The organism is Patescibacteria group bacterium, from assembly GCA_041659765.1.
Taxonomy (GTDB): Bacteria; Patescibacteriota; Patescibacteriia; order UBA9934; family UBA9934; genus JAGORL01.
The window spans coordinates 199,378-223,998 of the sequence record JBAZXR010000001.1; the positions used below are offsets into that span (position 1 = coordinate 199,378).

Sequence of the window (24,621 nt, forward strand, 5' to 3'; positions counted from 1 at the left end):
GGATCACTCGGGCCAGTCTACAAGTTCGCCCATCCGTTTTTCAATATCGTCCGCTTTCCTGAGGCGGGCGATTTGATTTCTGTTCAAAATGGCTGAGTGAGGAATCTCGAGCAGATACTCGGGGATATACCAAATTGATTCCTCGCTCGTCTCCCAGCCCTGTTTGTCGAAGCGTGAGAGATCTATAGGTTTCGAAAATGCTCGCAGCGTTTTCGCTCTCGTCGATTGCAAAAAGTACTCGTGAAAATAACTCATCACGAGCTCGCGGATTGTTCTATACACGGGCTCCCGATACCGGAGAACGCCGTGATTTGTTTTGGAAATAGCACCCCAGTGACCATGAATCTGATAAACGGCAAGCACGTGATCGTAATCGTTCTTGGTGGACTCGAGATCGACAATGAGCGGTGGAAAACCATTAGCCCTGAGCGCGGCGGCTGCGAACATAGCTCCCTCAATACACTGAGCGTTTCGTTCTTGGAGTACACGGCGTGGCGATAGGCAGGTGTCGTTATCGCCTAATACTCTGTACGTCAGTGTGTTTACGAAGTCTTGAATTTTTGCTGGAGTCGTCAATGTTTCTAGAAGACGACGTTCGTCTGCGGTCCACGATGCCATACTCGATCTAGATTTTTTTATCAGTGAATACAACGAGTCTTTCTGAATACTGTTTAGTAATTTTGTTCCAAACCCCGCCGCAAGTGATTAGATTTAAATGGGCTTGGCTGTCACTTGAAGTAAAGACAGATGCGGCATCGGTAGCGGGGTCAAACTTTTTTACTTCTCGAACGATGAAAATTACTTTGGCGCCGGTTGCGTCTTCAATGATAACTTCTTGTCCGGGTTTTACTTTATACAGTCTTTTGAAGACGGCTGAGGATTCATTGAACCAGTTAACATGGCCGTCAATAACAGCGCTACCAATTTCACCCGGACGTGGACCGAGCTCGTACCAGGCCGCGTTCAAAGGGTTCTTTGGCACGTCCATGGCGCCTTGGGGCGTCAGGGCCACTTTCTCAATAGCCGCATTCACTCCGATGCTCGGAATGATAATGCGGTCAGATTTTTTGGTATTTTTTTCTGTAGCCACTTCCAAGGCTGGTTCTATCTGTACTGCGAGCGCTGGATCCGTGCTGGTTTTTACAGCGCGGGGTTCCGGAATTTTTAGAGCGGCAGCGTAAGAGAAAGCACCGTGATAAAGGAGAAGAGAGAAGAGCACTAAGAAACCCGTGAAGCCGATAAGGGTATGCTTGAGGATCTTTAGTATTAGGCCGTGCGTTTTTTTCGTAGGACGAAGAAGAGTGAGGCTGCAGAAAGGCCGGTAGCTAGGGCGCCCCAGACGAGTGTGTTTTCAGGAGGGGTGAAGCCGGTGTTTGGGAAGGTTGGAACTGCGCTAGCCACCACAACTGTAGCGACGGCCACGTCTCTCACGGTGTAGCCGTTTCCAGAGCCTGTAGCTGTAACTGTGTTGGTCGTGGTAGCGGTGAGGTTTGTTCTGCAGGTGTAGGTCCATGTTTCTGATGGATCAAGCAGGTTATCGCTATTGGTGTCTCCGGAGACAAATACTACCGGGGAGCATTTATCATCAGTTAGGTAGACGTTGCTGAGCGGTACCGTGCCTGGGTTGGTTACTCGTTTTGTGTAAGTTACCATTCCTCCGCCGAAGGGTAGAGTGAACGGAGCGGGGACTTTTGTGATGTGAATGAGGGGTGGAACTACTGGCGTACCTACTACTACCGTAGCGCTAGCAATGTCCACGGAGCTCAATCCATTAGCCCAGCCCGTGGCCACGACAGTGTTAGTGTGGGTTTCGGTTAGTGTTGTGGTGCAGGTGTGCACCCAGACTTCACCAAGATCAAGCACGGAGTCTCTGTCGGTATCGCCAGACTGGAGAACGATGGGGCTGCAGGTGTCGCCTACGAGCGTGACGTTCGTCATTGGTACCGTGCCAATGTTTCTGGCTGTATAGGTGTAGGTGACTGAACCGGGGCCTAGTGGCAAAGAGAGTGGGCTTGGGACTTTTACTACATCAATAAGCGGTGGAACGGGAGGGATGATGGCCGGTGAGCCGATGTCATTATTCGTAACGATGCAAAATAGATGTTCGGCAGCGTGTAAGTACATTACTCCATCTGCATCACAGTCGCCGGAAAATGAGGCCGTATAGCCTGCGCCGTTACTCTCGGTTACTTGGTATCGGGAAGAGTTCGCGACGTAGCTGTTGGTGGAGCCGGAGAGTACCTGGGTGCTGTTTACAAAAAGCGGGAAATCATCAAAGGTAGCAGTTCCGCCGTTATCGTTGATTACGTTTTTAACTACGTTGATAGTTCCGGTGTACTGGGTAGAGCCTTCGCTAGAGGTGGCGGCGCAGGTTGGTTCAGTGATTTGGTTGTTATCCATGGTCACCTGAGTAGCAGCCCAGGCCCGACCCTGTAGGGCTACGCCGGAAACGAATGAGATTAATCCGGTGTTTGTGATGATGGTTCCCTTGATGCTCCCAGCTGCGGCAAAGGTCATGGAAGTGGGAATTTGCCAATAAACATTACAGGCCGTGGCACCACCGGTTAAAACCATGGTACCGCCGGCGGTCTGGGCAATACTTGAGGTGCTGCGGAATATATAAACGCCGGCACCGTTTAAGGTCAGGGTAGAGTTAAAAGCGGTGGCTGCTACGTCATACATCGCAACGCGATACAGATTAAGATAATTACTTGAAGGATAGCACGTTTCTTCTATGAATCTTCGTCCCCACTTTAATGTGGGGATATTCAGCTACGGCCGGCGTACCGGTTAATTTGACGATCGCTTATTCCGATGATGATTCTGACGGTAGAGCAGTAAAGATGTCTGGATTCTCTGGCCCTGTCACCTCAAGAACTGCCCATGCGCCTTTATTCATACGAGCCAGGGCGTGATCCACTAGGAGGTATTTTCCAGGAACATTGACAGTGAACTCAACGATCGTAGCCCCGCCCGGCAGGACAGTTGTTGTCTGAACATTTTTATAGATAGCGGAGCCTTCACCTATAGCCGCTTCGGGATAGACGACATCAAAGATTTCTCCGATTAGGTGCAATGAAGAAACTAGGTTGACCCCGCCGTTTCCCACGTACATACGGACACGGTCGCCTACCTGTGCTTTCATGCGAGGCGTATTTTCGATTCGTCCGTTCATGGTGACGTAGGTCGGATCGCCATCGATGAGTCCTTTAGAATTGAAGACTACCAGCCCTTTCTTGCCAATTTCACCGCGCGTATAGAGTTCGCCCTGCATGACATAGAACTCTTTATCAACCGGTGCCAGGCCGCCAGTAGGCTCGACTAGGATTAGTCCGTACTGGCCATGGGAGTTATGCGTGCTGACATTCGGCATCGCGCAGTGATATTCGTACAAGCCAGGATTTAAGGCCTGCCAGCGGAAAGTTTTTGTTTCGCCGGGTTCGACGTTAGTTACCGCCGCGCCACCGCCCGGTCCGGTTACGGCATGTAGATCAATGTTGTGCGGGTGGAGGCTTGTTTGGTCGTTTGTCAGACTGAGCTCAACCGTGTCGCCAACTAGCACTCGGTACATGGGTCCTGGAACACTGCCGTCATAGGTCCAGTAATTAAAGAAGATCCCCGGAGCAATTTCCGAGATGACTTCTTTAGCGGTGACAGAAATTTTGATTGTTGCCGGAGCTCTGTTGCCGATGGGCACTGGTACGTCATTTGGGTCTCGACCGATATCTTGAACGCGCGGAATGTTGTTCTCATGGAAAAGGAAATTGAGGGCTGAAAAGAAGGGAAGCGAAGCGGGTTTCCCGTCGTGGGTCATGGCGTGCATGGTGGGCGGCATGGCGAAGTTGATTGGATATGAGACATCTGCTAGAACAAAAACTAGAACCGCAATCACGAGCGCCACGGCTCCAAGGTCAATATGTTTACGGGTTTGTTTGTCAGATTTTTTTCTGAGTAGCAGTAGTCCGATGAAAACGAAGATCGTGGCGGCTAATCCAAGGATGACGGCAAACAACTGGATAAACAGAGGGAAGAACATACTGGAGTTAGATATTTATAGTTCACTATTCATACCGCAGGGCCTCTGCCGGTTCAAGGCGCGCTGCGGCGCGAGCAGGGAGAAAACCGGCTACAATACCAACGATAAAGGTAAAGACGAGTAGGGCCAATGCGCCCAAGTAGTCAACTCCGGCCCAAGAGAACAGCCCAGGAACCCCGGCTTGGGCTGCGAACCGGGAGATGATGTCTGCAAAAATAAGACCGAAGGCAATGCCAAAGACTCCGCCGACTGTTCCAATGATGCCCGATTCAATTAAGAAAAGCATGAGAATTGCTTCGCGGGTGGCGCCTATTGCCTTCATGATGCCGATCTGTTTAGTCCGTTCAAAGACGGATGTATACATGGTGTTCATGATACCGATTCCGCCCACCATTAAAGACACCAGCGCAATGATCATGAGAAAAATTTCAATCATGTTCAATACGTTATCTACGAGTAGATTCGCCTTGTCTGGTGTCAGGATAGTGAAATCCTGGACTACGGATTGTTTGCCAAGCTGATATTTAACCTCTTGTGCCACATACTTAGGATCGGCCGTTGGCAGTACTTTAATGACCGCCGAGTAAGCTACGCCGGCCGTGCCGGTTAACGCCTTAAACGAGTCAAAAGAAATGAAGATAGCGTTGTCGTGGCTTTGTTCGCCTTGAGAGGTAGCGATACCCACGACGCTGAACTTTTTTGCTTTAATAATGATTTCACTGCCGAGCGGGATGGCATCTTTAAAGAGCTCTCTCGAAGCCGAGTAACCGATTACTACCTCGTTCACGCTGTCGTTTGCGGGATAGCGTCCCTGTTCAAGCCGGCCACCTTGAGATTGTTCAAGAATTTCTTTGTAGTTATCCCAATTTTGGGCGTGGAGCATGACCGATTGTTTTTCGCCGTGATATTCCGCGGTTACGATTCCAGTTTCAACAGGCAGGACAAACTTAACGCCATTAACATTTTCCAGATCCATTAAGTCTGCGGTTCTGAATCTTGCGCCGCCAAGCAGGCCAAGAATCGGATTTGATTCTTTGCCTGGGAAGACCATGATCAGATCCGGACTAAACATCTGAAGTGTTCCTTGTACTGCTTGTTTAATGCCGTTTCCGAGGGCAAGGATAACGGCCACCAGCATGATACCGACAACAATCCCGAGAACCGTCAACCAGCTTCGCAGCGGGCGAAAGCGAAGGCCTCTGAAAATAAGTTGGAAAAAGTTTCCGATCATATTTTTCTGGAAAAAGTTCGGAGTTTGGGCCGGCTTGGCACTGGTAAGCCGTCTTGGATGGTGATGATCTGATCCGCACTTTCCGCAATTCTGGCGTCATGGCTTACCACAACGAGAGTTTTTTTCTCTTTACGATGCAGAGTAATGAGTGTTTGAAGAATTTTGGTGCCGGTTTGGGAATCAAGATTTCCCGTGGGTTCATCTCCGAGCACAATAGCAGGGTTATTTATAAGCGCGCGTACGAGAGCTACGCGTTGTTGTTCTCCTCCGGAGAGTTGAGTCGGCCTATGGCCGAGCCGGCCGCTGAGCCCGACGTTGTTAAAGAGCAGTTCGGTAGCGGATCTATTTGCGGTCTGACCAGCAAAGATAAGCGGGAGCACGGCATTTTCATACGCAGTGAGCCAGGGGATGAGATTGTACTGTTGAAAAATGAATCCAAATGTTCTTGACCGTAACATTGCCCGAGCATCTTCAGAGAGCGAATCGGCATCTTTGTCTTTGATGAAGACTCGGCCGGTTGAAGGCCGATCAAGGAGGCCGATGAGGTTGAGCAGGGTACTTTTTCCGGAACCGCTCGCCCCAATAATAACTACGAAATCACCTTCCCAGACGTTTAGGTCGAAGCCTCTGATAACCGTTGTTTCAACCGCCCCGGTACGAAATATCTTTTTAACATTTTCTAGCCGAATGAGGGGAGTGCCGAGGAATTTTTCTGGATTGGCAACAAATCTTGTTTGGCAGGCAGACCCACAAAACTCAAAGGTTTTCTTTCTATAGCCATGCGAAATAACTTCTTTAAGTCCTTTGAGCCGCATCCCGCACACGGGATCGTTTCCTTTGCTTGTTCGTCCGGTAGGCATAGCGGGCTATGTTGCTGAAGCGACCAGCTCGTCTCCCTCTTGTACCCCGGAAATAATTTCTACGAATTCATCATTTACAATCCCGGTTTGAACTTCTATTTCCGTTAGTTCTTTTCCATGTTTTATGAGTACAAACTGTAGCCCGTCTCGATTGCTGACCATGAAAAGAGGAGCGTAAAGAGCGTTCTCTTTTTCGGCGATGCGAATCAATACGTCAGCGCTCATCCGGCGTCTGAGCTCTTCAGTTGATTCGGCGATGGTCATGTTTACGATGTAGTAGGTGTCTGCGTCGCGCACAACCTCTTTGGGATCAATAGAGACGATTTCGCCGGTGTACGTTTTATTTGGAAAGGCGTCGAAAATAATGGAAACACGGTTGCCATTTCCGGCGTGGATCTTAGGAATATCTAATTCCGATATCTCCGACTGAATTTTAACGCCGGCCGTGGCTAGGGAGATGGCCGGCATGCCCTCTAGGCTTTGTTGGTACTGTTCATTTTGTTTGACCCATACTTTGGTAATGACGGCATCGGCTGGGGCAAAAAGGCTGGAATCTTTAATTTTTTTGTTGGCAATGCCGATATTTGCGTCAATGACAGAGATGGCTGACTGTGCTTGGCTGATGCCGGCGTCCGCGGAGGCCATTTGCGCTTCTGCTTGTCTGACAACTGCTTCTTGAACGGCGATTTCTTCACTGGCGGTTCCGGTCTTAAGCGCGGAGAGCTGCTGTTCAGCCACAGCTAGAGAGGCAGCGGCCGCCTGTTGTGACGTGTTGGCGTTGGTTACGTTTTTGGTGGCGGTATTTACGGCTGATCTTGCCAGAGATACGTCTGTTTGCCAGCCGGAAATGGTCAGAGAAGTAACGCTGCCGGTTGAAATGGCGCCATTGAGGGCGAGCGCTAAATCATTAAGGAAAACTGAGACGGTTTCTAGGTTTACTTCCGAGGTTGAAGCAATTGCCGTGGACGTTGTTTGAGTTAGCAGGGAAGATTGCCAGGAATCTAACATGGCCTCAATAGCGACGCGTTGAATTTCAAGAGTGTTCCTGAGTCCGTCGTCTACGATTAGAAAGGCGAGGATAGGATGATCCGTTCGCGGGTTATCAAACATTTGGTCGGCGGTAGTTCGTATGGCGTCATCAGCGGCAGTGTAAGCAACATTTGCCGCGTCAAAAAGAACTTCATTCGCTCCACTAACTGCCAGCCGCGCAGCAGCTGTTTGCGCCGTTTGAACCTCTATAGTTTCTGGCAGGGTTCCGCGTTTGAGCGCAGCTAGCCGAGCCAGTGCGGCGTCTACTGCGGCGCGTGCTTCTGCTTTTTGTGCTAGGGCGTTTGTCAGCATGGCCTTTGCTTGCGTGCGTTCAGCTAGGAGCCTGGAAAGTTCGAGCGTTGCAGTGGTTGTATCAAGTCTCATGAGAAAGGCGCCCTTCTTCACGGTTTGTCCCTCCTCTACGGCTACTTCTTGTACGTTGCCGAAGCTATTGAAGGCCATGTCATACTCGCGTTCGGCTGCTACTTCACCGCGGACGCGGAGCTCGTCTTGAATATTTCCCCGCTTAACTATGTATGTCAAAGGCGCTGAAACGTCTTTTAGAAAATATCGGGAATAGACCCAGTAGGAAACAAAGGCGCTGCCGAGAGCTACCAGCAAGATGATCAGAAGCGTTATTTTTTTCATAACGGAGGAGGATTAGCTATCTTGATTCGCCAATCTTAACTTTGTGAAGATATTCAAAGGCAGCTTTCGCATACAATTGACACAAGAGGAGCCGTACACTCCTGTTCGGCTCCTCTTATTAATCTAATTGTATATAGAATAGCACATATATTCCGCTAACCCCACGCCCCAGTAATATACGGGTATAATGCGTTCATCTATATGAACATTCCTTTTTTTCGTATCGCGGCGACAGCTATCTGTTCACTTGGTTTCTTGTTGATTAGTTCCACTTCAGTCTTCGCGGCGGACTCTGTCCGGCCAACGGTTGGCACGGTTTTGCCAACGTCTGCCGTCGCGGGGGTACCAGTGAATATCACAGTGTCGTATGCAGACGATGATTCGGGAGTAACATTGTGTGAGTTGTATGTGGAATTTAATAATGAAGGAGTGATGACGCTGTCGGGCGGGGTAGCGAGCAGGGCATATACTTTTCCCAGCAAAGGCGTCTATACATTGTTCGTCCACTGTAAGGATGCGGCCGGCAATGCACAGAACGGACATAATACGGCGGTCAACGTTTCAGCCGCTCCCAATAACGGCGACGTAATTGTGCCGGTGGTAGGGCAGATCACCCCGGCGGCGGCCCAGATTAATGTGGCCGTGAACCTGCAGGCGTCTTATTCTGATGCCGGGGGAGTCACGGCGTGCCGTTTGATTGTTGGGGGGTTTGATAATGGAGCGATGACACTTTCTGCCGGAGTAGCAAGTCGATCATTCGTGTTCGATTCCACCGGCTCATATTCAGTGCATGCTCAGTGCGTGGATGCCGGTGGTAACATTGGCGTCGGGTCGAGTGTGACCGTGGTTGTTTCTAGTGCAGCAGTTCCATCTACGGTGATTGTGACTCCGGTGGAAGTAGTGCCACCGACGGCCGCGCCAACTACTACTCCTGGCTTGGTCAAACTTATCTGTCCCTCGGTGGCGGCCGCTGACCACCCGTGTCATTCCGTCTATTATCGAGCGAGTGATGGTACTCGTCACGCCTTTCCAAACGAACGGGTTTTCTTGACTTGGTACTCTGATTTTTCGAGCGTGACCGAGATTAGTTCGTCTGATATGGCCGCTCTACAGCTAGGAAAGAACGTGACTTACAGGCCAGGCGTCCGTATGGTGAAGTTCACCACGGACAATAAAGTGTACGCTGTTGATCAGGGCGGGGTTTTGCGCTGGGTTTCCAGCGAAGCTATGGCTATGAGTCTCTATGGCAGCGATTGGAATAAAAAAATCGACGATATTGCTGATGTCTTCGTTTCTAACTACGACCGAACCGGTGCCGAGATCATGAACGATTCTGATTACTCTCCGTCAATAGTTACCAATGAAGTTGAGAGTATTGAAGAAAATTTCTAGAAATACACAAAAGTCTGTTGCATCTATGGTCGCAGAATAAGCGAATGAGGGGTATCATGGATAAAATTAAATACGCGTTTTATGAAATCATTACGTATCTTCATGGTAGTTGCTCTTGCGGCGTTTGGCCTGATGGGTCAGGTCCGTCCTGTCTTCGCCGCCAGTGCGGGCGATGTCGTTGTTTGTCCGGAGTCCAGTTCCGTATATTATCTTGGTGAAGATGGGAAACGGTACGTTTACCAGAATGAGCAGACCTATTTTAGTTGGTATGACAATTTCGACATGGTGCAGACGGTTAGTTGCCGAGACCTGGCGGCATTTCCGCTCGCCGGGGTTGTTTGGTACCAGGCAGGAACATCGCTCGTAAAAATCCCAAGCGCCCCGACTGTATATGCGGTTGAACCTAGCGGTGTCTTGCGCCCGCTAGCGAGCGAGGCGGAAGCGATCACGCTTTTCGGACCGGACTGGGCCGACCGCGTGGACGATGTTTCGGAAGCTTTCTGGCCGCAGTATTCGGTTGGTAATAAGCTCGAGGCCGGCGAAATTCCGGAGGGGACTATTTTAAAAGATGATGTTGGCGATTTGTTCCGATACCAAGATTTAGATAACGACACTCAGGACGAAGCTGTAGAGTTTGACGAGCTCGATGATGATCACGTGCTGGACAATTTTGCGCTTGACCTTGAAGAAACGGCGGCGGAGCTTGATATTAAGATTGAACGGGTTGAGCTTGAGGGATTGTCTGAGACATTGATTGATCTGCTGCGCTCAGCGCTCGACGAAGATGTCTTTGTACCAGGGGGTGAAGAAGTTGAGGTGATGGATTTGAACGAATTGGATAAAGAGGCAGACAATGATAACGACGGGCTTTCCAATGAGGAAGACCTTGATGACGATGACGATGGCAAGCTCGACAGAGAGGATGCTGATCCGCTGGACCATGATAACGATGGGCTAGATGACGCGGCGGATAGTGACGATGACGAGGACGGAATTCGGGACGTCAACGACAGCGACCTGCTCGATCATGATAACGACGGGTTAGATGATGAGGAGGATGCGGATGATGACGGGGATGGTATTAAGGACGTTAGCGACAGTAAGGACGCTGACCACGATAACGACGGGTTGGAGGATGCGGAGGATCTTGACGATGACGGGGATGGGGTCAAGGATGTGGAAGATGCGGATGACGATGAGAGCGAATCAGCGGAAACTGAAGACAGTATCAACTGATAGCATGACGGAGGCGGTTAGGCAGAAAATTCAGGCTACGCCCCTCTGTAGTCACCTGACCACAAAACCATCAGCCGTAAGGCTGATGGTTTTGTGGTAGGGACTAGTGCGTGTCATTAGAGCTGTTAACCAGTTTTCTACGCCTTAGGAACGAAGAGCTTCAAAATAAGTAAATTAAGTATTTTCCGAATTAGGCAGGGAGATTTCTTTTAACCGCGATTCTTGTGGGCTTGGTGTGTGCTCAGTAAACCAGGCGATTGCCAGCTGAGATACTTGTTCCAGGGCGCCTGGTTCCTCAAAGAGATGAGTCGCTCCTGGAATAATCGATAATTGTTTTACTCCGGCCAACTGATTATATGAGTCCCGATTTAGGGCGAGGACTTCATCATCAGCTCCGCCAATAATGAAGAGGGTTGGCACAGTGACTTGTGAAAGACTGTCGCCGGCTAAGTCTGTACGTCCGCCGCGTGAAACAACGGCTGAGACTTCCTGTGGACTTTGGGCGGCTACAATGAGCGCCGCGGCCGCACCGGTGCTGGCGCCGAACAGTCCGAATGGTAAATGTTTGGTGTTTTCTTGGGCGCGTAACCAGGTTAGCGTTTGAGCTAGTCGCCTGACGAGGAGCTCGATATCAAATCTAGTGGCGTACGTTTTGTCCTCAGCCTCGGTGAGTAGATCAAAGAGCAGACTCCCGATACCTGTTTGATATAGACTATCAGCCACGAATTCGTTGCGCGGACTGAGCCTACTACTGCCGCTACCATGCACAAATACCACGAGTAGCGTGGCTTTAGGCGGGAGACGAATAATTCCTTCCAGCGACTGTCCGTCAACGGGAATTGAGATGTTTGATTTAATTGGTCTCGACATATTCTTTGAGCGCTTGTCCAAGCAGCGGAGCTACGGAAATAACCGAAACCCAAGGCATATTTGTTCTCGGCGCGAGCGTATCAGTGACGATAATTTCCTGGACGCCAACATCCTTGAGCTCTTTCCACGCTTCACCCGTAAATAGCCCATGCGTTACCATGATAAGGATTTCTTCCACACCCTTGTCTTGCAGCTGACGGCAGGCTTGAAGAAGCGTAGCCCCTGTATCGAGTTGGTCGTCAATTAGCACGCAGCGCTTGCCCACCTCGCCCACCAGATCGTGCACGGTAACGCCGTCCGGTGTCCTTTCTTTTTTAAAGTACGCCACGGGATTTGCTGATTGAAGGGCGCGAGCGACGGCTTCGCATCGAGGAATAGCGCCATTATCTGGAGCAACCAGCGTGGCATCTGTCCAATTTTTTTTCCGTATTTCTTCGCCGAAGAGAGGAGCAGGGGAGAGGGAGACGAGTTCGACTGGCATTAGCTCACGATCGTGTTCGCTGTGAAGATCTATGGTGATGATCGTATCAATGCCTGACGCCTTAGCAAGAGAGCCGACCCAGGCTGTGGTCAGACTCAACCCAGACTTCACTTTGTCATGCCGCGTATAAGCAGCGAAAGGGAGAATTGCGAGCACGCTTTTCGCTCCCTCTTTTTTCAGTGTATGGGCCGCGAGTAACGTGCCGAACAGGGAATCGTCTGGTGGGGTGAATGAACCGAATAAGAGAGCGGCTTCTCCGTTTACGGGAGAGCAATTAGTTATGTACATCTCCCGATTATCGTAACGCCGCAACTCGAGCGTTCCAGGCTTATAAAGTGATGACTTACTGAGAACACGTGACAGCGGGTGCAGTATTTCGGTTGAAAAAAATTTCATAGAGCAAGATCACTCATCATTTCTATCACTTCTTCGTCGGATACCTGGCTGAAGTTTTTATAGTAAAAACCAATTGATCCTTGAAATTGAAGCGGGCGCTTGAGAACAATGAGGCGATCAACCAGTTTTTCTAGTTCTCTAATAGTATCTCTAGGGGCTACAGGCACGGCCAGTACGACGGCTGACGGTTCCTTGGCTCTCGCTTCATCAATTGCCGCTTTCATGGTTAAACCGGTAGCTATTCCATCGTCCACAATGATCGCGGTTTTGCCTTTGACATCAACTGGCGTTCGGTCAGCCAGGTATTTGACGCGCCTTCTTGCCGCCTCGCCGCGCTGCCGTTCTACCTCGGCCTCAAACCAGGCCGGATCTATCCGTGAAACTTCTAATTCATTTTTTATGACTTTCCCTTTTTCTGAAACGGACGCAATGGCATATTCCGGGTTATCCGGGTGCCCAATTTTTCTTGGAATGAGCAGGTCTAGCGGTGCATGGAGATGTTGGGCGACAATTTTGCCGAGCGCTACGCCGCCTCGGGGGAGTGCAAATACAACTACGGGTTTGTCCTTGTATTCCTCCAGGCTCGTGGCGAGGAGAAACCCCGCCGCGTTTCTATCCGCAAAAGGCATATTAATTACTAGGCATTCGTCACTTCACAGTAGCCCGTGTAGCCACCCTCTAGGTTACGGATATTCTTATAGCCAAGTTTGAGGAGTGCTTGTCCGCAGAGTGCTGAACGGCCACCAGTTGCGCACTGCACAACGATTGGGGCATTTTTGTCCGGTACAATTTCTGAAATTTTGAATTCCACTAAGCCGCGGGGGAGGTGAACGGCGCCTTGAATATGCCCCGCATCCCACTCGTTCCGCTCCCGAACATCCAGCAGTGTGTGAGCCTCTCCTCTCTCGCGAAGTGCTAAATAATCCTGACAAGTGATGGCGGGAACTTCTGCTTTTGCCTGCGCTACCAAATCTTGTGCGGTCATTTCCATAGGGATGATAGTTATTATGCCTGAAGTGTACCCCATAGCTTATGTATTCGGTAAAACAAAAACACCAGCCGTGCGGCTGATGGGTTTGTGGCAGGGGCTAGTACGTGACGTTAGAACTTTAACTTGGGAATCTTCGCGGGAGCCTCTTCATTTTTCTTGACTATTCTCAATATTTCTGATACGATATTTCGTTACATGGAGTGAAAATGATCAAGAAAATCGGCAAGGTAACGCGCGTGGCGAGCAGCCCCGCAGGCGACAATCGATCGGTATTTACCAAGCTCAAACTGACGGGGTTCAGCCACACGGTGTCGGCCTATCACTTGCCCCGGATTAATGTGGGCGAGAACGTGGCCATCTACTCGGAGGGCGATTCTTGGAAGCAGGAGGAAGATGACGAGGGGAGCGTCCAGCCTTGCCAGATCGAGATTCTCGGCAAGGGGGGAGAGGTGTTGTTCACCTGGTTCCGTACCTTTGTTGCCGTCAATCGCTACATGGAAGAAAAGTAACTACAGCACACGACATCCAGGAGACCGCCAACGAAGCGCGGCGCTCCCCCGGGTGTCGTTCTTTATTTAGAGTGTGACGATACGGCATTTTCAGATTAATCGAAGTTAGAACTCTTTCCGTACTCGGTTCATGAGCATTTTATACACCACGGAACGATGCTCGATTAGGTAGATATTGATCTTTTTGCCTTTGATGCGAAAAATGACGCGATAATCCCCGACACGGAGTTTTCGATCACCGCTTTTCGAGTGCCGAAGGGGAATCCCAAATACCTCCGGCCTCGTCATCAACTTTGTTTCGATCGCGCTTTTGGTTCGTTTCCTGATTGCCGCACCCAACTTCGGAATATCTTCTTTTACAACGAGCGGATGATAGGAGACGGCAAAACTCATACCCATGCATCATCATGGGAGATAAATTTGCCCTTTACCTTTTCACGTTTATTTACAAGTTCGACGAACACCGCATCTTCCTCGATTTCGAGCGCGGCGCGAACGAGCTCCAAAGTCTTGGCAGCAACTGACGTCTGATCACGAACCGCGAGCTTTTCAAGAGCTCGACCCATGTCCGCCGTGACTGAAAGATTAATTCGCTGTTTGGTAGTGGGCATAGAATAATGAAAGTGTAACACCGCAGTAACACCTGGTCAAACAGTTTATCACAACAAAAAATCCAGCCATTGCTTGCTGAATGTTTTGTGGTAGGGGTTACTCTGCGACGTTAGAACTCTAACTCTGGTTATGGCTTCGTAGATTAATAGAATTTGACCTGTACTGCGGAAGTCGTAGGAGGAATAGAGACAAGCGCCCGACCACCGCCCGGTAAGCTGAAGGAAATTCCTGGGGCAGATGTTTGCAGATCTGTGGGCCAAGGGGGAGCGGTCCCTCCATCAATGACCGCACAGGGCGCTGTTTGGGGTTTTGGAAGCTGGAACAATGCTGACTGCCCTTCAGAGGTTACGACGACTCCCTCTATGGTAGTGGTTTTCTGAATGTCGTATTTTCCGTCTTGTGTAATGGCCTCCTCGTACTGGCAAGCATCAGGAGTTGCTTGAAGCGCGATGGTGTAGGACGGATATCCAGGCTTGATGAGCGTGAGGTCTTCAACTGCTCCCCAGTCTTCGGCGTACGTGGACCGGATTGTTTCTTTCCCATTCTGGTAAACGATGTCGGTATAGTCCGCTCCTTCTGAATAGCCCTCCACCAGTTGTAAAATAAACGCAGACTCACTTTTCGTATATGACCAATCAATAAATGGATACGTAGTAAGATCGTCTTGCGTGTAGACGACGGATTCTCTGCCGAGCGAGTCTTTTTTGACGAGGATAAATTGTTTATCAGTCACTCGCCCTTCCCATGTGGAGTCACCAAAAGACGCGATCTTGACTAGGCTATTAACATAATAGTCATTCGGGTGGGGTTCGGGCGAGGTTTTGGTCGTGGTCTTGGGAGATATTGCCGGCCGGGAATAAGCCGGGTTCGCGGGAGCGCTAACATGTTTATTATTTGAAGGAAAGACACGAGATATGGATCCAGCAATTGCAATGGTCATCAGAATTACCGACAGGATAATGATTACAAGATTGCGCTGACGAGACACCTTTGTCTTCATATTATGCGAGGGTAGCAAGAAAAACAAAAACCGGCCAGCAATTATACTGGTCGGGCTTTGGCAGGGGCTAGTACGCGACGTTAGAACTTTAATCATCCTCTCATCGCATTCCACTGCTGAATATCTTCGTCGCTCTTGCACCAATATCCGCCAATTACTTCAGACATCCAGGCGTCGTCGGCTCCTATTCGACGATATTGTTTATCGGGGTGAAATAGCTCGCATTTTAACCGTCGTATTACTGAGTATTGATAGCGTCCACCTGAGCCGGGGAAGATGGTCATTCTTCCGTCTGCCATGAGCGACCAAAAGAACCCGAGATCAACTAGAATAATGAAAGTTAAAGTAATGAAGGTCGTAGTAAGGACCGTTGCGCCTATCAGGCCACCGATTAGTTGAAGTCGACTTTTCATACTTGATGAATAATATCACTCAAGCGTATACCGCTCGTCCAAATTTACTTTGAGTTTTGAAAGCACGGGATTTGGTAGGTTCTCTTGAACCCGCTCGATCTGCGCACCCGGCACAACAGAAAGAATGTAGTTTTTCATCGGCGACGCATCAGATCCGGTCAGTACCGCGAATCGAACGATCACTCCGTCCTCGTCATTTTCTACTAAAAGATTCTCGCCGAGTTGATTGGCAAATTTTCGTAACCGACCGCGGAGCATCACACCCTGGAGGGAAGTTGATGATGTCATTTCGTAGATATCCCAATGAAGAAGCTCCATATTATCGATAAGCCTATCATAAAAGAAAAGACCAGCAATTTCTGCTGATCTTGTCTTGGCAGGGGCTAGTGCGTGACGTTAGAACTATCATGGCCCATGCGACGACCTGAATCGCTCTATATCGTTGTCGCTCATACACCAGTAGCTGCCGTTTATTGTATCGGTTGACCAGGCGTCTTCGCCGATTAATCGGTATTCCTTCCCTGGGTGAAAGACTTTGCAGGCCAACATATTTCTCAATGAGAATATGTATCTCGGCGGGCCACCAAGTATGACGACTGGGAAGAAAAAATCCAAAAAGAAATACATACCCGCCAGCAATATCATGGCAACTATAAGAGCTCGTTTGAGGTTTTTGCTGAATTTCATAGTGTGCCCGTTTATTGATTATAACAAAAACCGGCCAGCTTGACGACTGGTCGGGCTTTGGCAGGGGAACTGGGATTCGAACCCAGAACTTTTCTTTTGGAGAGAAAAATGATAGCCATTTCACTATTCCCCTTTAGTTTCGTTTGCGAATGCATGGTATATGGCGGCGATGGTTTTTGCAACCTTCGCGTCATGATATCTGATGGAAATGCAGCCTTCGTAGTCAGGATGGATTTGAAGGCCGGAGTGTGGTTTATGGAAAGATTTATTGAATTGACCTTGTGGGATGTTGGTTAATTGAGACCAAAATAGCTTTTGCGTCTTTTCATTGTGATACGAGTGCAGGTGCATGAGTACTCTGAACTTTCTTTCATCTAGTTCAAATCCGCTTCTCATGGCTTTCAAAAAAGAGACGATTAGTTCCGGGTCAGAGTTTGTAAAGCGAAGCGTAGAAAAATTAGTTTTTTCTCCCTCGCACCAGTAAAGTAATGCGGTTGTTAATCGCCAAAAATTAGCGGAGGCAGATTTTAATATCCTATTTACATCTTTTTTGGCAGCTACCTCTCTAGTTCGTTGCTCAAAGGTGCGTCTGGCTTTGCTTGCGGCTCTTCCTTTTTCTCGCCCACTCAGCTGTGCTTGTTCGAGTGTAAGTCTGATCGATTTTGGGAGTACGATTTTACGTACCCAGAGTGAGACGGTACTTTTTGCAAGACCGGTTTTATGAGCGATGGTTCCAATTGAATCTCCTTTCTTACGCAGGGTCGACACAAGGTTCTTTATTTTTTTATCGTATGCCATAGTGTATATAACCGCTTGTGATGGTTCGATTATATCATGGCGTTGCGATGTCACGTGAACTTTGTTTGCTTCATCGGCATTGATAGTCTGTGGTATTATTTTGTTGATATGACTCCAAGGAGGAAAGGTTCGGCCAAAAAAGATACAGCTAAACCCGAGAGAGCGTCGCTTAGAACAGCGGCGATTTTTGCGCAGAAGATGAATGATCGGCGGAGTTATAGTCAGAAAGCGGCTGACGCGCTTACCCAGTATTTTGGTCGCATGTGGTTTTTGCTTGCGAATGGCCTATTTTTTCTGGTGTGGGTGTTAGTGAATGTCGGTGCTATACCATTCATCCCAGTCTTTGATCCATTTCCGTTTTTCCTGCTAACCACCTTTGTTTCTCTCGAGGCGATTTTGTTGGCAGTAACGGTTTTAATTTCTGAGAACCGTGCGGCCCGAGTCGCGGAGCTGCGCGAAGAAATGGATTTCCAAGTGAATGTTCAATCGGAACGGGAGATTACGAAGATTCTGCACATGGTAGATGAAATCCGAACGGCCATGAAGATGAAGTCAAAGCATGATCCAGAGCTAGCGGCGATGAAAGAAACGATTGACGTTGACAGGCTGGGCGAAGAAATTGAAGAAGAGATGGGGTAGTGGTAGGCTGTTCCGCATGAACCGGCCCTTGCTCGAGGTGAAAAATTTGCACAAGACGTACGGCAAGCAGGTTGTCCTTGATGACCTATCTTTTGTGGTATCTGAAGGACAGAAGATTGCCCTTATTGGCCGGAACGGGGCGGGGAAGTCGACGCTTTTGAATATCCTTATTGGTAAAGAAGAATCTGATAAGGGCGAAGTAGTCATTTTGCCGTGGACGCGCGTTGGCGTGGTTGCTCAGCACGAAGTGCTGCCGGAGGACATGACCACTGAGCAATTCCTTGAGGCTCGCGGCGGGAAGCCACAGTGGGAAATAAGAAAACTTGCAGCGAAGTTTGGTTTGGGCGAAAGGGAGCTCAATCTTCCGCCATCGAAACTCTCTGGCGGTTATCAAATGCGCGTGAAAATTGTCGCCATGTTACTTGCCGAGCCGAATCTCTTGCTCCTCGACGAGCCGGTGAACTATCTCGACTTGTCGACCTTGCTTCTCCTTGAAAGATTCCTCGCTGAGTACGAGGGAAGTTTTATCGTGACGGCGCACGATCGAGAATTCCTCCAGAATACCTGTACGGATACTTTTGAAATTGAACGCGCCGAGCTGACCACATATCCTGGAGCTGTTGAAGAATACTTTGCGTGGAAAGAAGAACAAAAAGAATTTCAGTTAAGAACAAATAAAAGGTTGAAGCGGGAAATCGCACATCACCAGGATTTCGTCGATCGATTCAGATTCAAAGCGAGCCAGGCCTCGAGAGCTCAAAGTAAGATTAAGCACATCGCAAAACTGCGTCATCAAATTGCCGCTGTTCACGGCGCGTTGGCTACTTCGAGGATTGTCATTCCGACACCGCACGTTGTTCCCGGTACTGCTGTTCGAGCCGATAAACTTTCGGTTGGCTACGGCGACAAAGTGATTGCGAGTGATATCACTTTCGAGTTCAAGCGCGGTGAGAAGATCGTTATCGCCGGAGAAAATGGAAAGGGTAAGTCGACGTTGCTCAAAACCCTCGCAGGTAAACTCGAACCGCTTGCTGGGTCATATAAGTGGTTCTATAAAGCGGACATCGGGTATTACGACCAGAAAACGGATGCCTCGTTGATTCCTCAAGAGACGATTCTCGCCTATTTGACGAAGATGGCGCCAGTCATGACTTCTGGCGAACGAATCCTGATGATGGCGGGGAACTTCTTATTTAGAAATGATGACCTGGAGAAAACTTGCAGCGTTCTGTCCGGTGGCGAACGGGCTCGGCTGTGTTTGGCCGGCATTTTGCTGCGCGAGCATAACGTCCTCATTCTCGACGAGCCGACTAACCATTTGGATGTTGAAACCGCCGAAGCTCTGGCCCTCGCCCTTAAGGAGTACGGAGGCACGGTTATCTTTGTGTCCCATGCTCGAACTTTCGTGAATGCGTTGGCTGATCAAATCTACGAGATTCGAGGAGGCACATTGAGGCATTACATTGGGACGTATGAGGAGTACGTGGATGATCTAGCAGAGCTAGCTGATGCTTCAGTAGCCGAGGTGACGACGAAGAAAGACAACTCTGCCGCCCGCATTGAAGCCAACGCTTTACAGAAAGAAGAACGCAAGCGTCAGGACAAATTAAAACAAAAACTCGCTGGCTTGGAAAAAGAGCGAAGCGAGATTTTGGCGTACTTTTTTGAGAATCCGACGGACTACGCACCGGCCAAAGCTACAAGGCTCAAGGAGATTGATGAGGAGATCGAGAAAATCATTCGACAGTCCCCGACACCAGGAGGGGCCTAGAGGCGGTGCAATTGGGTCGCTATTTAAATAGCACCTTCCTGAGTTCTTCGATATTTCCCTCGGCCTTCATTCGATAGACCAGATTTGAACTCTCTTTTTCAAGGAATGTTGAGGAACGAACCTTTTCGACGAATTCATCAAATGTGTACTCTTCCGGATAGATTTTCTCTCCGGGGTCGAGTTTTTGTTCGGCGACCTTTTTGCAGTTCCGGGCAATGAACACGCACATCTTCCACTCCATTTTGCCGAACGAATCATAGGTCCAAAGAAGTTCCCAGTCGTCAGATGCTAAGCCCGTCTCTTCCAGGAGCTCTCGTTTTGCGGTTTCCAGATCCGTTTCTCCTTCCTCTTGTCGCCCACCAATGAAAGAATATTTTTCCTCGGCAAGTGGCTGCTGTTCGCGTGCGAGAATGATTTTATCTCCCATAACGGGAATGACTTGAATAGTTGCGGGCCGCTTTAGTCGCTCAAATGTTGCCATTGAGCCATCGAACATTTCTTGCTCCCATTGGTATACGTCAAAAATAACACCTTTAAATACTCGTTTTGCTGAAGCGGGAATTTTCATAATTTAATTGACCTGCCTATGTTGCTCCGGATACCACGCCGGCGTGCAGGGAAGGAATACCGTAAGCGTTCCTTCCCAGTGGTACTTTTCTCCAGGCTCAATGACGACGAGGTCGCCTTCGTTAAGCGGAACTTCGACTCCCTCGACGACTACTTTCCCCGAGCCCTTGATGACATAACCCATCTCTTTACATTTGAGGTTTGTTACTCTGCCTTGTGACGGGTATCTTCCAGTAATTTCCGCCACCGCGCCGTTCATTTCCTTGTCATCTGAAGGGTATCCAAAGACAACGCAGTTTTCGTTGTTGCTATGCTGTTGTACTTGAGATTTTTGAACGATCCGCATATCTATTTTATGGGCTCGAATTTCAGCATCTTAACCATCGTATCCTCCGTTACTTGGTCACCGTAATACTTTTTGTACGCCCGCAGTCGGTCATCAGCGTCTTTGAAGCGTTCGTGTCCTTCGGAGATTTCGTCTTCGCCCGTAATATCGCCGAGTCTTTTCTCGCGTACGGCCGTGATACGAGCACTGGCGAATTCTTTGCCCGTGTCTTTATCGATGAATATCAATTCATCGCCTACTTGGAGATTTTTCTCGTCGAACAACCTCCACGTCGACGTCTTCTCGCCGGAAAGGACGAGTGGGACGAGGTTAGGGGCAAATTTGAGAGTTTTCATATATGCAATCCAATAGCCCACCTCTAGATCCTTCGCCTACGCTCAGGATCGAATGCTGTTGGCCAACCTACACACCATGGCACTCTTTAAACTTTTTTCCGCTGCCGCAGAAGCAGTCAGAAAGTTCCTCTTCCAGTTTACCGATTTCGCTTTTTGAACTCCCTGGATTGAGACGGAGACGGTAAAGGCGCTGGTAGGGGCCGGTGTGTTGTCTGATTTCTTCGAGGGCTGACTTCCATTCTTCAAATTCGGTGGCAGAGTCGGCCTTTTGCTGCAGTTCTTGTTCGCGGTCGACAATTTCTTGTGGAATGACTACGGGATATCTTTCTAGGTAGGTGGCAAACTTCTGGTGATTCTCCACGAAGTGATCCGTACGCTTCATTCGAGCTTCCCGTTCTTGGTCGCCGGTATCCATAAGGTTATTTCTTAAATCCCGTCATCGCCTGTAAAATCTCGAGCGGCACTGTGAAGACCACTGTGTTTGATGCATCTGAGCTGATGTCGTTGATGGCGTTCAGCGTGCGCAGATGGAGAGCTCCTGGAGTTTCGGCGAGTAACTTAGCGGCCTTTGAAAGGTTTTCGGCAGCGGCTAGTTCACCTTCGGCGTTAATGATAACGGCGCGGCGCTCGCGTTCGGCTTCAGCTTGTTTTCCAATCGTTCTGACCATGTCACCGAGCAAGTTGATATCTTTTAACTCGACCGAGGTGACTTCAACGCCCCAGGCGAGGGTGACTTCGTCCACTTGCTTTTCAATCTTTTCGGAAATGGTAGCGCGCTGAGAGAGAAGTTCGTCGAGCGTGACCTCGCCAATGATGTTGCGCATGGTGGTTTGGGCCAGTTGAAGGACGGCGTAGCTCACATTTTCTACATCAATGATTGCCTTGGCGGGATCAACAATCTTGTAGTAAATGACGGCGTTGATTTTAGCGGACACGTTGTCTTTGGTGATTGTTTCTTGCGATGGGACGTCTACGGCTTTTAAGCGGAGGTCAACTTTACGCATAAATTGAAAGACGGGAATCACCACGCGCCAGCCCGGTTCCGCCATGCTCGAATATCTACCCATGGTGAATCTGATACCGCGCTCGTACTGGTTGACTTGCTTCAACGTGGCGAGAAACAAGACGCCGAGCCCGATGATAACGGGAAACAATAGTTCAAGCATATCTATTGATTAAAGAAAACGAGTTATTTTAGAGGCAGGAACGTTGCCTGCCGTTACGTCTATAAGGTAGTGAAGAAAGGGTAGACGCGCAAGATCATCCGCCAGGAGCTTTTTGAAGCAGGGAATACTCATGGTGCCTTCGCTTTTTAGTTCAGCACCGATCACGTTTTTGCCGATAGCTATGCCGACCATGTGATTGCGGGAATTAGTGCTTTCGCCGGTAGTGAATAGATCACCTAAGCCAGCCTCAGAGAGCACGGTGCTGGCCTTACCACCTAGCTTACTAATAATTTGTCTCATTTCTTTGACCGCCCGAGACATGAGTACACCTTTGGCGTTGACGCCGAGCTCGAGTCCGTCGGCGATACCCAGGCCGAGCACGTAGGTATTTTTTAGCACTCCGCATAAAGCAACCCCGCGGACATCAGCCGTTCCGCGAATATGCAAAACAGTTCCTTTGAAGAGTGAAATGACGAGCTTGCGCACATCCGTATCTGCGCTTCCAATAATTCCGGTGGTATGTTTGCCGGCCATTAGTTCTTCTGCAATCATCGGGCCGGCCAGGATGCCGACCGGATGTCCCGGAACCATTTCTTGTAAGAGTATGTCTGTAGTTTTACAGGTTTCGGCTTCAATGCCTTTTGATAGGGAGATGAGCGGTACCCCCTCCTTTAGATGAAGGTGGACCGAATGTAGAACGCCGCGCAGAGTCCAGGAAGGAATACATAGAAAAATAAGGTCACTGGCCTCGACTACCGATTCTAAAGTGCCTTGGTTGGGATATTTTTCTGTGTTGACATCCCAGGGTCTTATTACGATATCTGGTTTCCCTTTGAGTACCGAGTGAATGGCTGAACCAATTTCTCCGTAGCCGATAATGCCAATGTTCATATGAAAGAATTATACCAGTTGACTAGTAATAGAGGATAGGCAAATAATATTTACACTATGGATAATGAATCTTTAAAGAAATCTTTTTTGTTTGGGTTTCTGGGTGCCTGTGCTTGTAACGCGATGTTGATTTTTGGGGTGGTGGCTGTCATAAAACATACTGACGTTGGCTCTTGGGTGGCACAAAATCTGAATATTCAGCCGGCGGCGGCCTCGAGTTCGCCAGTGATCCTGACTGACTCGACGGGTAAAGCCGACAATATTGTCAGCGTGGTAGAAAAGGCGAATCCAGCGGTAGTCGCGATCGTTATTAGTAAGGACGTGCCGGTGATGGAGCAATACATGCAGAATTTCAATCCGTTCGGAAACGGCAGGGGAGGATTTCAGATTCCGCAGTACCGCCAGAACGGAACTAAGAAGCAGGAAGTAGGCGGGGGAAGCGGGTTTTTTGTGAGCGATGACGGTTATCTCGTGTCGAACGCCCACGTGGTGGCTGATGACTCGGCCGAATACACCGTATTTTTGACCGACGGAACAAAGTACGAGGCGAAGATGATCGCCAAAGATACCGTGCTCGACATCGCCCTCTTAAAGGTGGAGGCGAAGGGCGTGCCATATCTTTCGTTCGGCGATTCTGAGTCGCTCAAGGTGGGCCAGTCGGTGATTGCTATTGGGAATGCGCTCGGCGAATACCGCAACACCGTTTCCGCGGGCGTGGTGTCTGGTCTTGCTCGATCCGTCTCGGCTTCGACAAATTATGGAAATTCGGAAACCTTGCCGAACGTGATTCAGACTGATGCAGCGATTAATCCGGGGAACTCGGGCGGACCGCTCCTTGACCTCGTTGGCCATGTCATCGGAGTAAACGTGGCGGCGAGTACGGGCGGGGCAGAAAATATTGGTTTCGCGTTGCCAGCGAATGCCGTGAAGAAGGCGGTTGATTCGATCAAGGAGAACGGACGGGTCATTCGACCATACATCGGCGTTCGCTACATCCCGATCACCGACGAGGTGAAGAATGCGAATGATCTAACCGTTGATTATGGGGTACTTGTGCTGCGCGGGGCGAGGATGGGCGATCTAGCAGTTGTCCCCGGTTCGCCTGCTGACAAGGCGGGACTAGAGGAGAACGATATTATTCTGGAAATTAATGGTGAGAAGGTGACCTCAAAGACGCCTCTTGAAAATATGATCGCCTCGCACAGTGTGGGCGACAAGATTTCGCTCAAGATTCAACATGATGGGAAGGATAAGACGGTGACCGTAACTTTAGAGGAGCGAAAAACCGATTAGTTGGGCTTGTGGATAGTTTTTCCCAGCATTTTAAGGCCTGTGCTACGCTTGCCGGCGTAAAAGGTTAATGAATTAAAGAATTTCCATATGGCACGTCTAACGAAGGCACAGATCATGACCGCACTTTCAGAAACCTGGGGCGTCTCCAAGAAGGATGCTTCTGACATGTATGACAAGTTCATGGCTGTAGTTTTCTCTGAGATCAAGCGCTCTGGCGAGTTCGTTATGCCAGGCCTCGGCAAGCTCGTTAAGAAGAACCGTCCAGCACGCATGGGCCGCAACCCAGCCACTGGCGAGACCATCAAGATCCCAGCCAAGACCGTTCTCAAGTTCGGCGTTAGCAAAGCAGCTAAGGAAGCTCTTCTCTAATTTCAGAGAAGTTAAGCACACGTTAAAACAAAAATCCTCGACAACAGTCGGGGAT

Annotated in this window: 31 protein-coding genes and 1 tRNA gene; 7 read left to right on the forward strand and 25 right to left on the reverse strand. The window is 49.4% G+C overall.

Annotated elements, in window-relative coordinates; all coding sequences use genetic code 11:
- Positions 1–3: 3 nt before the first annotated feature.
- The 7 genes from WC813_01095 to WC813_01125 all read right to left on the reverse strand — a co-directional run bounded on the left by WC813_01095 (position 4) and on the right by WC813_01125 (position 7,804).
- Entirely contained in the window at positions 4–618 is a 615-nt protein-coding gene (locus WC813_01095) for a hypothetical protein (protein ID MFA5946598.1), read from the reverse strand.
- Positions 619–625: 7 nt separating this feature from the next.
- Positions 626–1,219 carry a class F sortase gene (locus tag WC813_01100; GenBank protein MFA5946599.1) on the reverse strand — a complete coding sequence of 198 codons (594 nt, stop codon included), beginning with the start codon at positions 1,217–1,219 and terminating at the stop codon, positions 626–628.
- Positions 1,220–1,266: 47 nt separating this feature from the next.
- On the reverse strand, positions 1,267–2,682 hold the full coding sequence (locus tag WC813_01105; protein ID MFA5946600.1) for an ice-binding family protein: 1,416 nt from the start codon (positions 2,680–2,682) through the stop codon (positions 1,267–1,269).
- A gap of 124 nt (positions 2,683–2,806) precedes the next feature.
- Complete coding sequence (locus WC813_01110) at positions 2,807–4,036, reverse strand: multicopper oxidase domain-containing protein (protein MFA5946601.1); 1,230 nt, start codon at positions 4,034–4,036, stop codon at positions 2,807–2,809.
- A gap of 25 nt (positions 4,037–4,061) precedes the next feature.
- Positions 4,062–5,267, reverse strand: coding sequence for an ABC transporter permease (locus WC813_01115; protein ID MFA5946602.1), 1,206 nt, complete (start codon positions 5,265–5,267; stop codon positions 4,062–4,064).
- On the reverse strand, positions 5,264–6,082 hold the full coding sequence (locus tag WC813_01120) for an ABC transporter ATP-binding protein (protein ID MFA5946603.1): 819 nt from the start codon (positions 6,080–6,082) through the stop codon (positions 5,264–5,266). Before WC813_01120 ends, WC813_01115 begins: the two co-directional genes overlap by 4 nt.
- Positions 6,083–6,133: 51 nt before the next feature.
- A complete protein-coding gene (locus WC813_01125) occupies positions 6,134–7,804 on the reverse strand; it encodes a biotin/lipoyl-binding protein (protein ID MFA5946604.1) in 1,671 nt (556 codons plus the stop codon).
- A 201-nt stretch (positions 7,805–8,005) separates the two neighbouring features.
- On the opposite strand from WC813_01125, the gene WC813_01130 reads away from it, so the two are divergent.
- Positions 8,006–9,196 (forward strand): hypothetical protein, encoded by a 1,191-nt coding sequence (locus WC813_01130; protein ID MFA5946605.1) that lies wholly within the window; start codon positions 8,006–8,008, stop codon positions 9,194–9,196.
- Between the two features lie 81 nt (positions 9,197–9,277).
- Positions 9,278–10,432 carry a hypothetical protein gene (locus tag WC813_01135; protein ID MFA5946606.1) on the forward strand — a complete coding sequence of 385 codons (1,155 nt, stop codon included), beginning with the start codon at positions 9,278–9,280 and terminating at the stop codon, positions 10,430–10,432.
- A 174-nt stretch (positions 10,433–10,606) separates the two neighbouring features.
- On the opposite strand, the gene WC813_01140 is transcribed toward WC813_01135, so the two are convergent.
- The 4 genes from WC813_01140 to WC813_01155 are packed head-to-tail and all read right to left on the reverse strand — an operon-like array spanning position 10,607 to position 13,170.
- Positions 10,607–11,302 (reverse strand): alpha/beta family hydrolase, encoded by a 696-nt coding sequence (locus WC813_01140; protein ID MFA5946607.1) that lies wholly within the window; start codon positions 11,300–11,302, stop codon positions 10,607–10,609.
- Positions 11,286–12,179: a ribose-phosphate diphosphokinase gene (prs, locus tag WC813_01145; protein ID MFA5946608.1), complete on the reverse strand. Its 894-nt coding sequence runs from the start codon at positions 12,177–12,179 to the stop codon at positions 11,286–11,288. Before prs ends, WC813_01140 begins: the two co-directional genes overlap by 17 nt.
- Positions 12,176–12,808 carry a phosphoribosyltransferase family protein gene (locus WC813_01150; protein MFA5946609.1) on the reverse strand — a complete coding sequence of 211 codons (633 nt, stop codon included), beginning with the start codon at positions 12,806–12,808 and terminating at the stop codon, positions 12,176–12,178. Before WC813_01150 ends, prs begins: the two co-directional genes overlap by 4 nt.
- A gap of 8 nt (positions 12,809–12,816) precedes the next feature.
- A complete protein-coding gene (locus WC813_01155; protein MFA5946610.1) occupies positions 12,817–13,170 on the reverse strand; it encodes a rhodanese-like domain-containing protein in 354 nt (117 codons plus the stop codon).
- Between the two features lie 206 nt (positions 13,171–13,376).
- Between WC813_01155 and WC813_01160 the strand changes: the two genes are divergently transcribed.
- The gene (locus WC813_01160) at positions 13,377–13,679 is read left to right on the forward strand and encodes a hypothetical protein (GenBank protein MFA5946611.1); all 303 of its coding nucleotides are present in this window, start codon (positions 13,377–13,379) and stop codon (positions 13,677–13,679) included.
- Between the two features lie 105 nt (positions 13,680–13,784).
- Here WC813_01160 and WC813_01165 read toward each other — a convergent pair whose 3' ends face one another.
- The 8 genes from WC813_01165 to WC813_01200 all read right to left on the reverse strand — a co-directional run bounded on the left by WC813_01165 (position 13,785) and on the right by WC813_01200 (position 17,189).
- Positions 13,785–14,072: a type II toxin-antitoxin system RelE/ParE family toxin gene (locus WC813_01165; GenBank protein ID MFA5946612.1), complete on the reverse strand. Its 288-nt coding sequence runs from the start codon at positions 14,070–14,072 to the stop codon at positions 13,785–13,787.
- Entirely contained in the window at positions 14,069–14,290 is a 222-nt protein-coding gene (locus tag WC813_01170; protein MFA5946613.1) for a hypothetical protein, read from the reverse strand. The genes WC813_01165 and WC813_01170 overlap by 4 nt, the downstream gene beginning before the upstream one ends.
- 143 nt (positions 14,291–14,433) lie before the next feature.
- On the reverse strand, positions 14,434–15,291 hold the full coding sequence (locus tag WC813_01175; GenBank protein MFA5946614.1) for a hypothetical protein: 858 nt from the start codon (positions 15,289–15,291) through the stop codon (positions 14,434–14,436).
- A 92-nt stretch (positions 15,292–15,383) separates the two neighbouring features.
- A complete protein-coding gene (locus WC813_01180; protein ID MFA5946615.1) occupies positions 15,384–15,704 on the reverse strand; it encodes a hypothetical protein in 321 nt (106 codons plus the stop codon).
- Between the two features lie 15 nt (positions 15,705–15,719).
- The gene (locus WC813_01185) at positions 15,720–16,022 is read right to left on the reverse strand and encodes a hypothetical protein (protein ID MFA5946616.1); all 303 of its coding nucleotides are present in this window, start codon (positions 16,020–16,022) and stop codon (positions 15,720–15,722) included.
- Between the two features lie 87 nt (positions 16,023–16,109).
- Positions 16,110–16,391 (reverse strand): hypothetical protein, encoded by a 282-nt coding sequence (locus tag WC813_01190; protein ID MFA5946617.1) that lies wholly within the window; start codon positions 16,389–16,391, stop codon positions 16,110–16,112.
- A 58-nt stretch (positions 16,392–16,449) separates the two neighbouring features.
- Positions 16,450–16,524 (reverse strand) — tRNA-Trp (locus WC813_01195).
- Positions 16,515–17,189: a hypothetical protein gene (locus tag WC813_01200; GenBank protein MFA5946618.1), complete on the reverse strand. Its 675-nt coding sequence runs from the start codon at positions 17,187–17,189 to the stop codon at positions 16,515–16,517. Before WC813_01200 ends, WC813_01195 begins: the two co-directional genes overlap by 10 nt.
- Positions 17,190–17,297: 108 nt before the next feature.
- On the opposite strand from WC813_01200, the gene WC813_01205 reads away from it, so the two are divergent.
- Positions 17,298–17,828, forward strand: a complete 531-nt coding sequence (locus WC813_01205) for a DUF1003 domain-containing protein (protein MFA5946619.1) — start codon at positions 17,298–17,300, stop codon at positions 17,826–17,828.
- A gap of 16 nt (positions 17,829–17,844) precedes the next feature.
- The gene (locus tag WC813_01210) at positions 17,845–19,599 is read left to right on the forward strand and encodes an ABC-F family ATP-binding cassette domain-containing protein (protein ID MFA5946620.1); all 1,755 of its coding nucleotides are present in this window, start codon (positions 17,845–17,847) and stop codon (positions 19,597–19,599) included.
- A 19-nt stretch (positions 19,600–19,618) separates the two neighbouring features.
- Here WC813_01210 and WC813_01215 read toward each other — a convergent pair whose 3' ends face one another.
- The 6 genes from WC813_01215 to WC813_01240 all read right to left on the reverse strand — a co-directional run bounded on the left by WC813_01215 (position 19,619) and on the right by WC813_01240 (position 22,904).
- Positions 19,619–20,167 (reverse strand): NUDIX hydrolase, encoded by a 549-nt coding sequence (locus WC813_01215; GenBank protein ID MFA5946621.1) that lies wholly within the window; start codon positions 20,165–20,167, stop codon positions 19,619–19,621.
- A gap of 3 nt (positions 20,168–20,170) precedes the next feature.
- Entirely contained in the window at positions 20,171–20,512 is a 342-nt protein-coding gene (locus WC813_01220; GenBank protein MFA5946622.1) for a cupin domain-containing protein, read from the reverse strand.
- A gap of 2 nt (positions 20,513–20,514) precedes the next feature.
- Positions 20,515–20,847: an ASCH domain-containing protein gene (locus WC813_01225; GenBank protein ID MFA5946623.1), complete on the reverse strand. Its 333-nt coding sequence runs from the start codon at positions 20,845–20,847 to the stop codon at positions 20,515–20,517.
- Between the two features lie 67 nt (positions 20,848–20,914).
- A complete protein-coding gene (locus tag WC813_01230; GenBank protein ID MFA5946624.1) occupies positions 20,915–21,262 on the reverse strand; it encodes an SEC-C domain-containing protein in 348 nt (115 codons plus the stop codon).
- 4 nt (positions 21,263–21,266) lie between these two features.
- Positions 21,267–22,013, reverse strand: coding sequence for a slipin family protein (locus WC813_01235; GenBank protein MFA5946625.1), 747 nt, complete (start codon positions 22,011–22,013; stop codon positions 21,267–21,269).
- Positions 22,014–22,022: 9 nt separating this feature from the next.
- Positions 22,023–22,904, reverse strand: a complete 882-nt coding sequence (locus WC813_01240) for an NAD(P)H-dependent glycerol-3-phosphate dehydrogenase (GenBank protein ID MFA5946626.1) — start codon at positions 22,902–22,904, stop codon at positions 22,023–22,025.
- Between the two features lie 57 nt (positions 22,905–22,961).
- Here WC813_01240 and WC813_01245 point away from each other — a divergent pair, with 57 nt between their 5' ends.
- Complete coding sequence (locus WC813_01245; GenBank protein MFA5946627.1) at positions 22,962–24,197, forward strand: trypsin-like peptidase domain-containing protein; 1,236 nt, start codon at positions 22,962–22,964, stop codon at positions 24,195–24,197.
- Positions 24,198–24,284: 87 nt separating this feature from the next.
- Positions 24,285–24,566, forward strand: coding sequence for an HU family DNA-binding protein (locus WC813_01250; protein ID MFA5946628.1), 282 nt, complete (start codon positions 24,285–24,287; stop codon positions 24,564–24,566).
- Positions 24,567–24,621 lie beyond the last annotated feature (55 nt).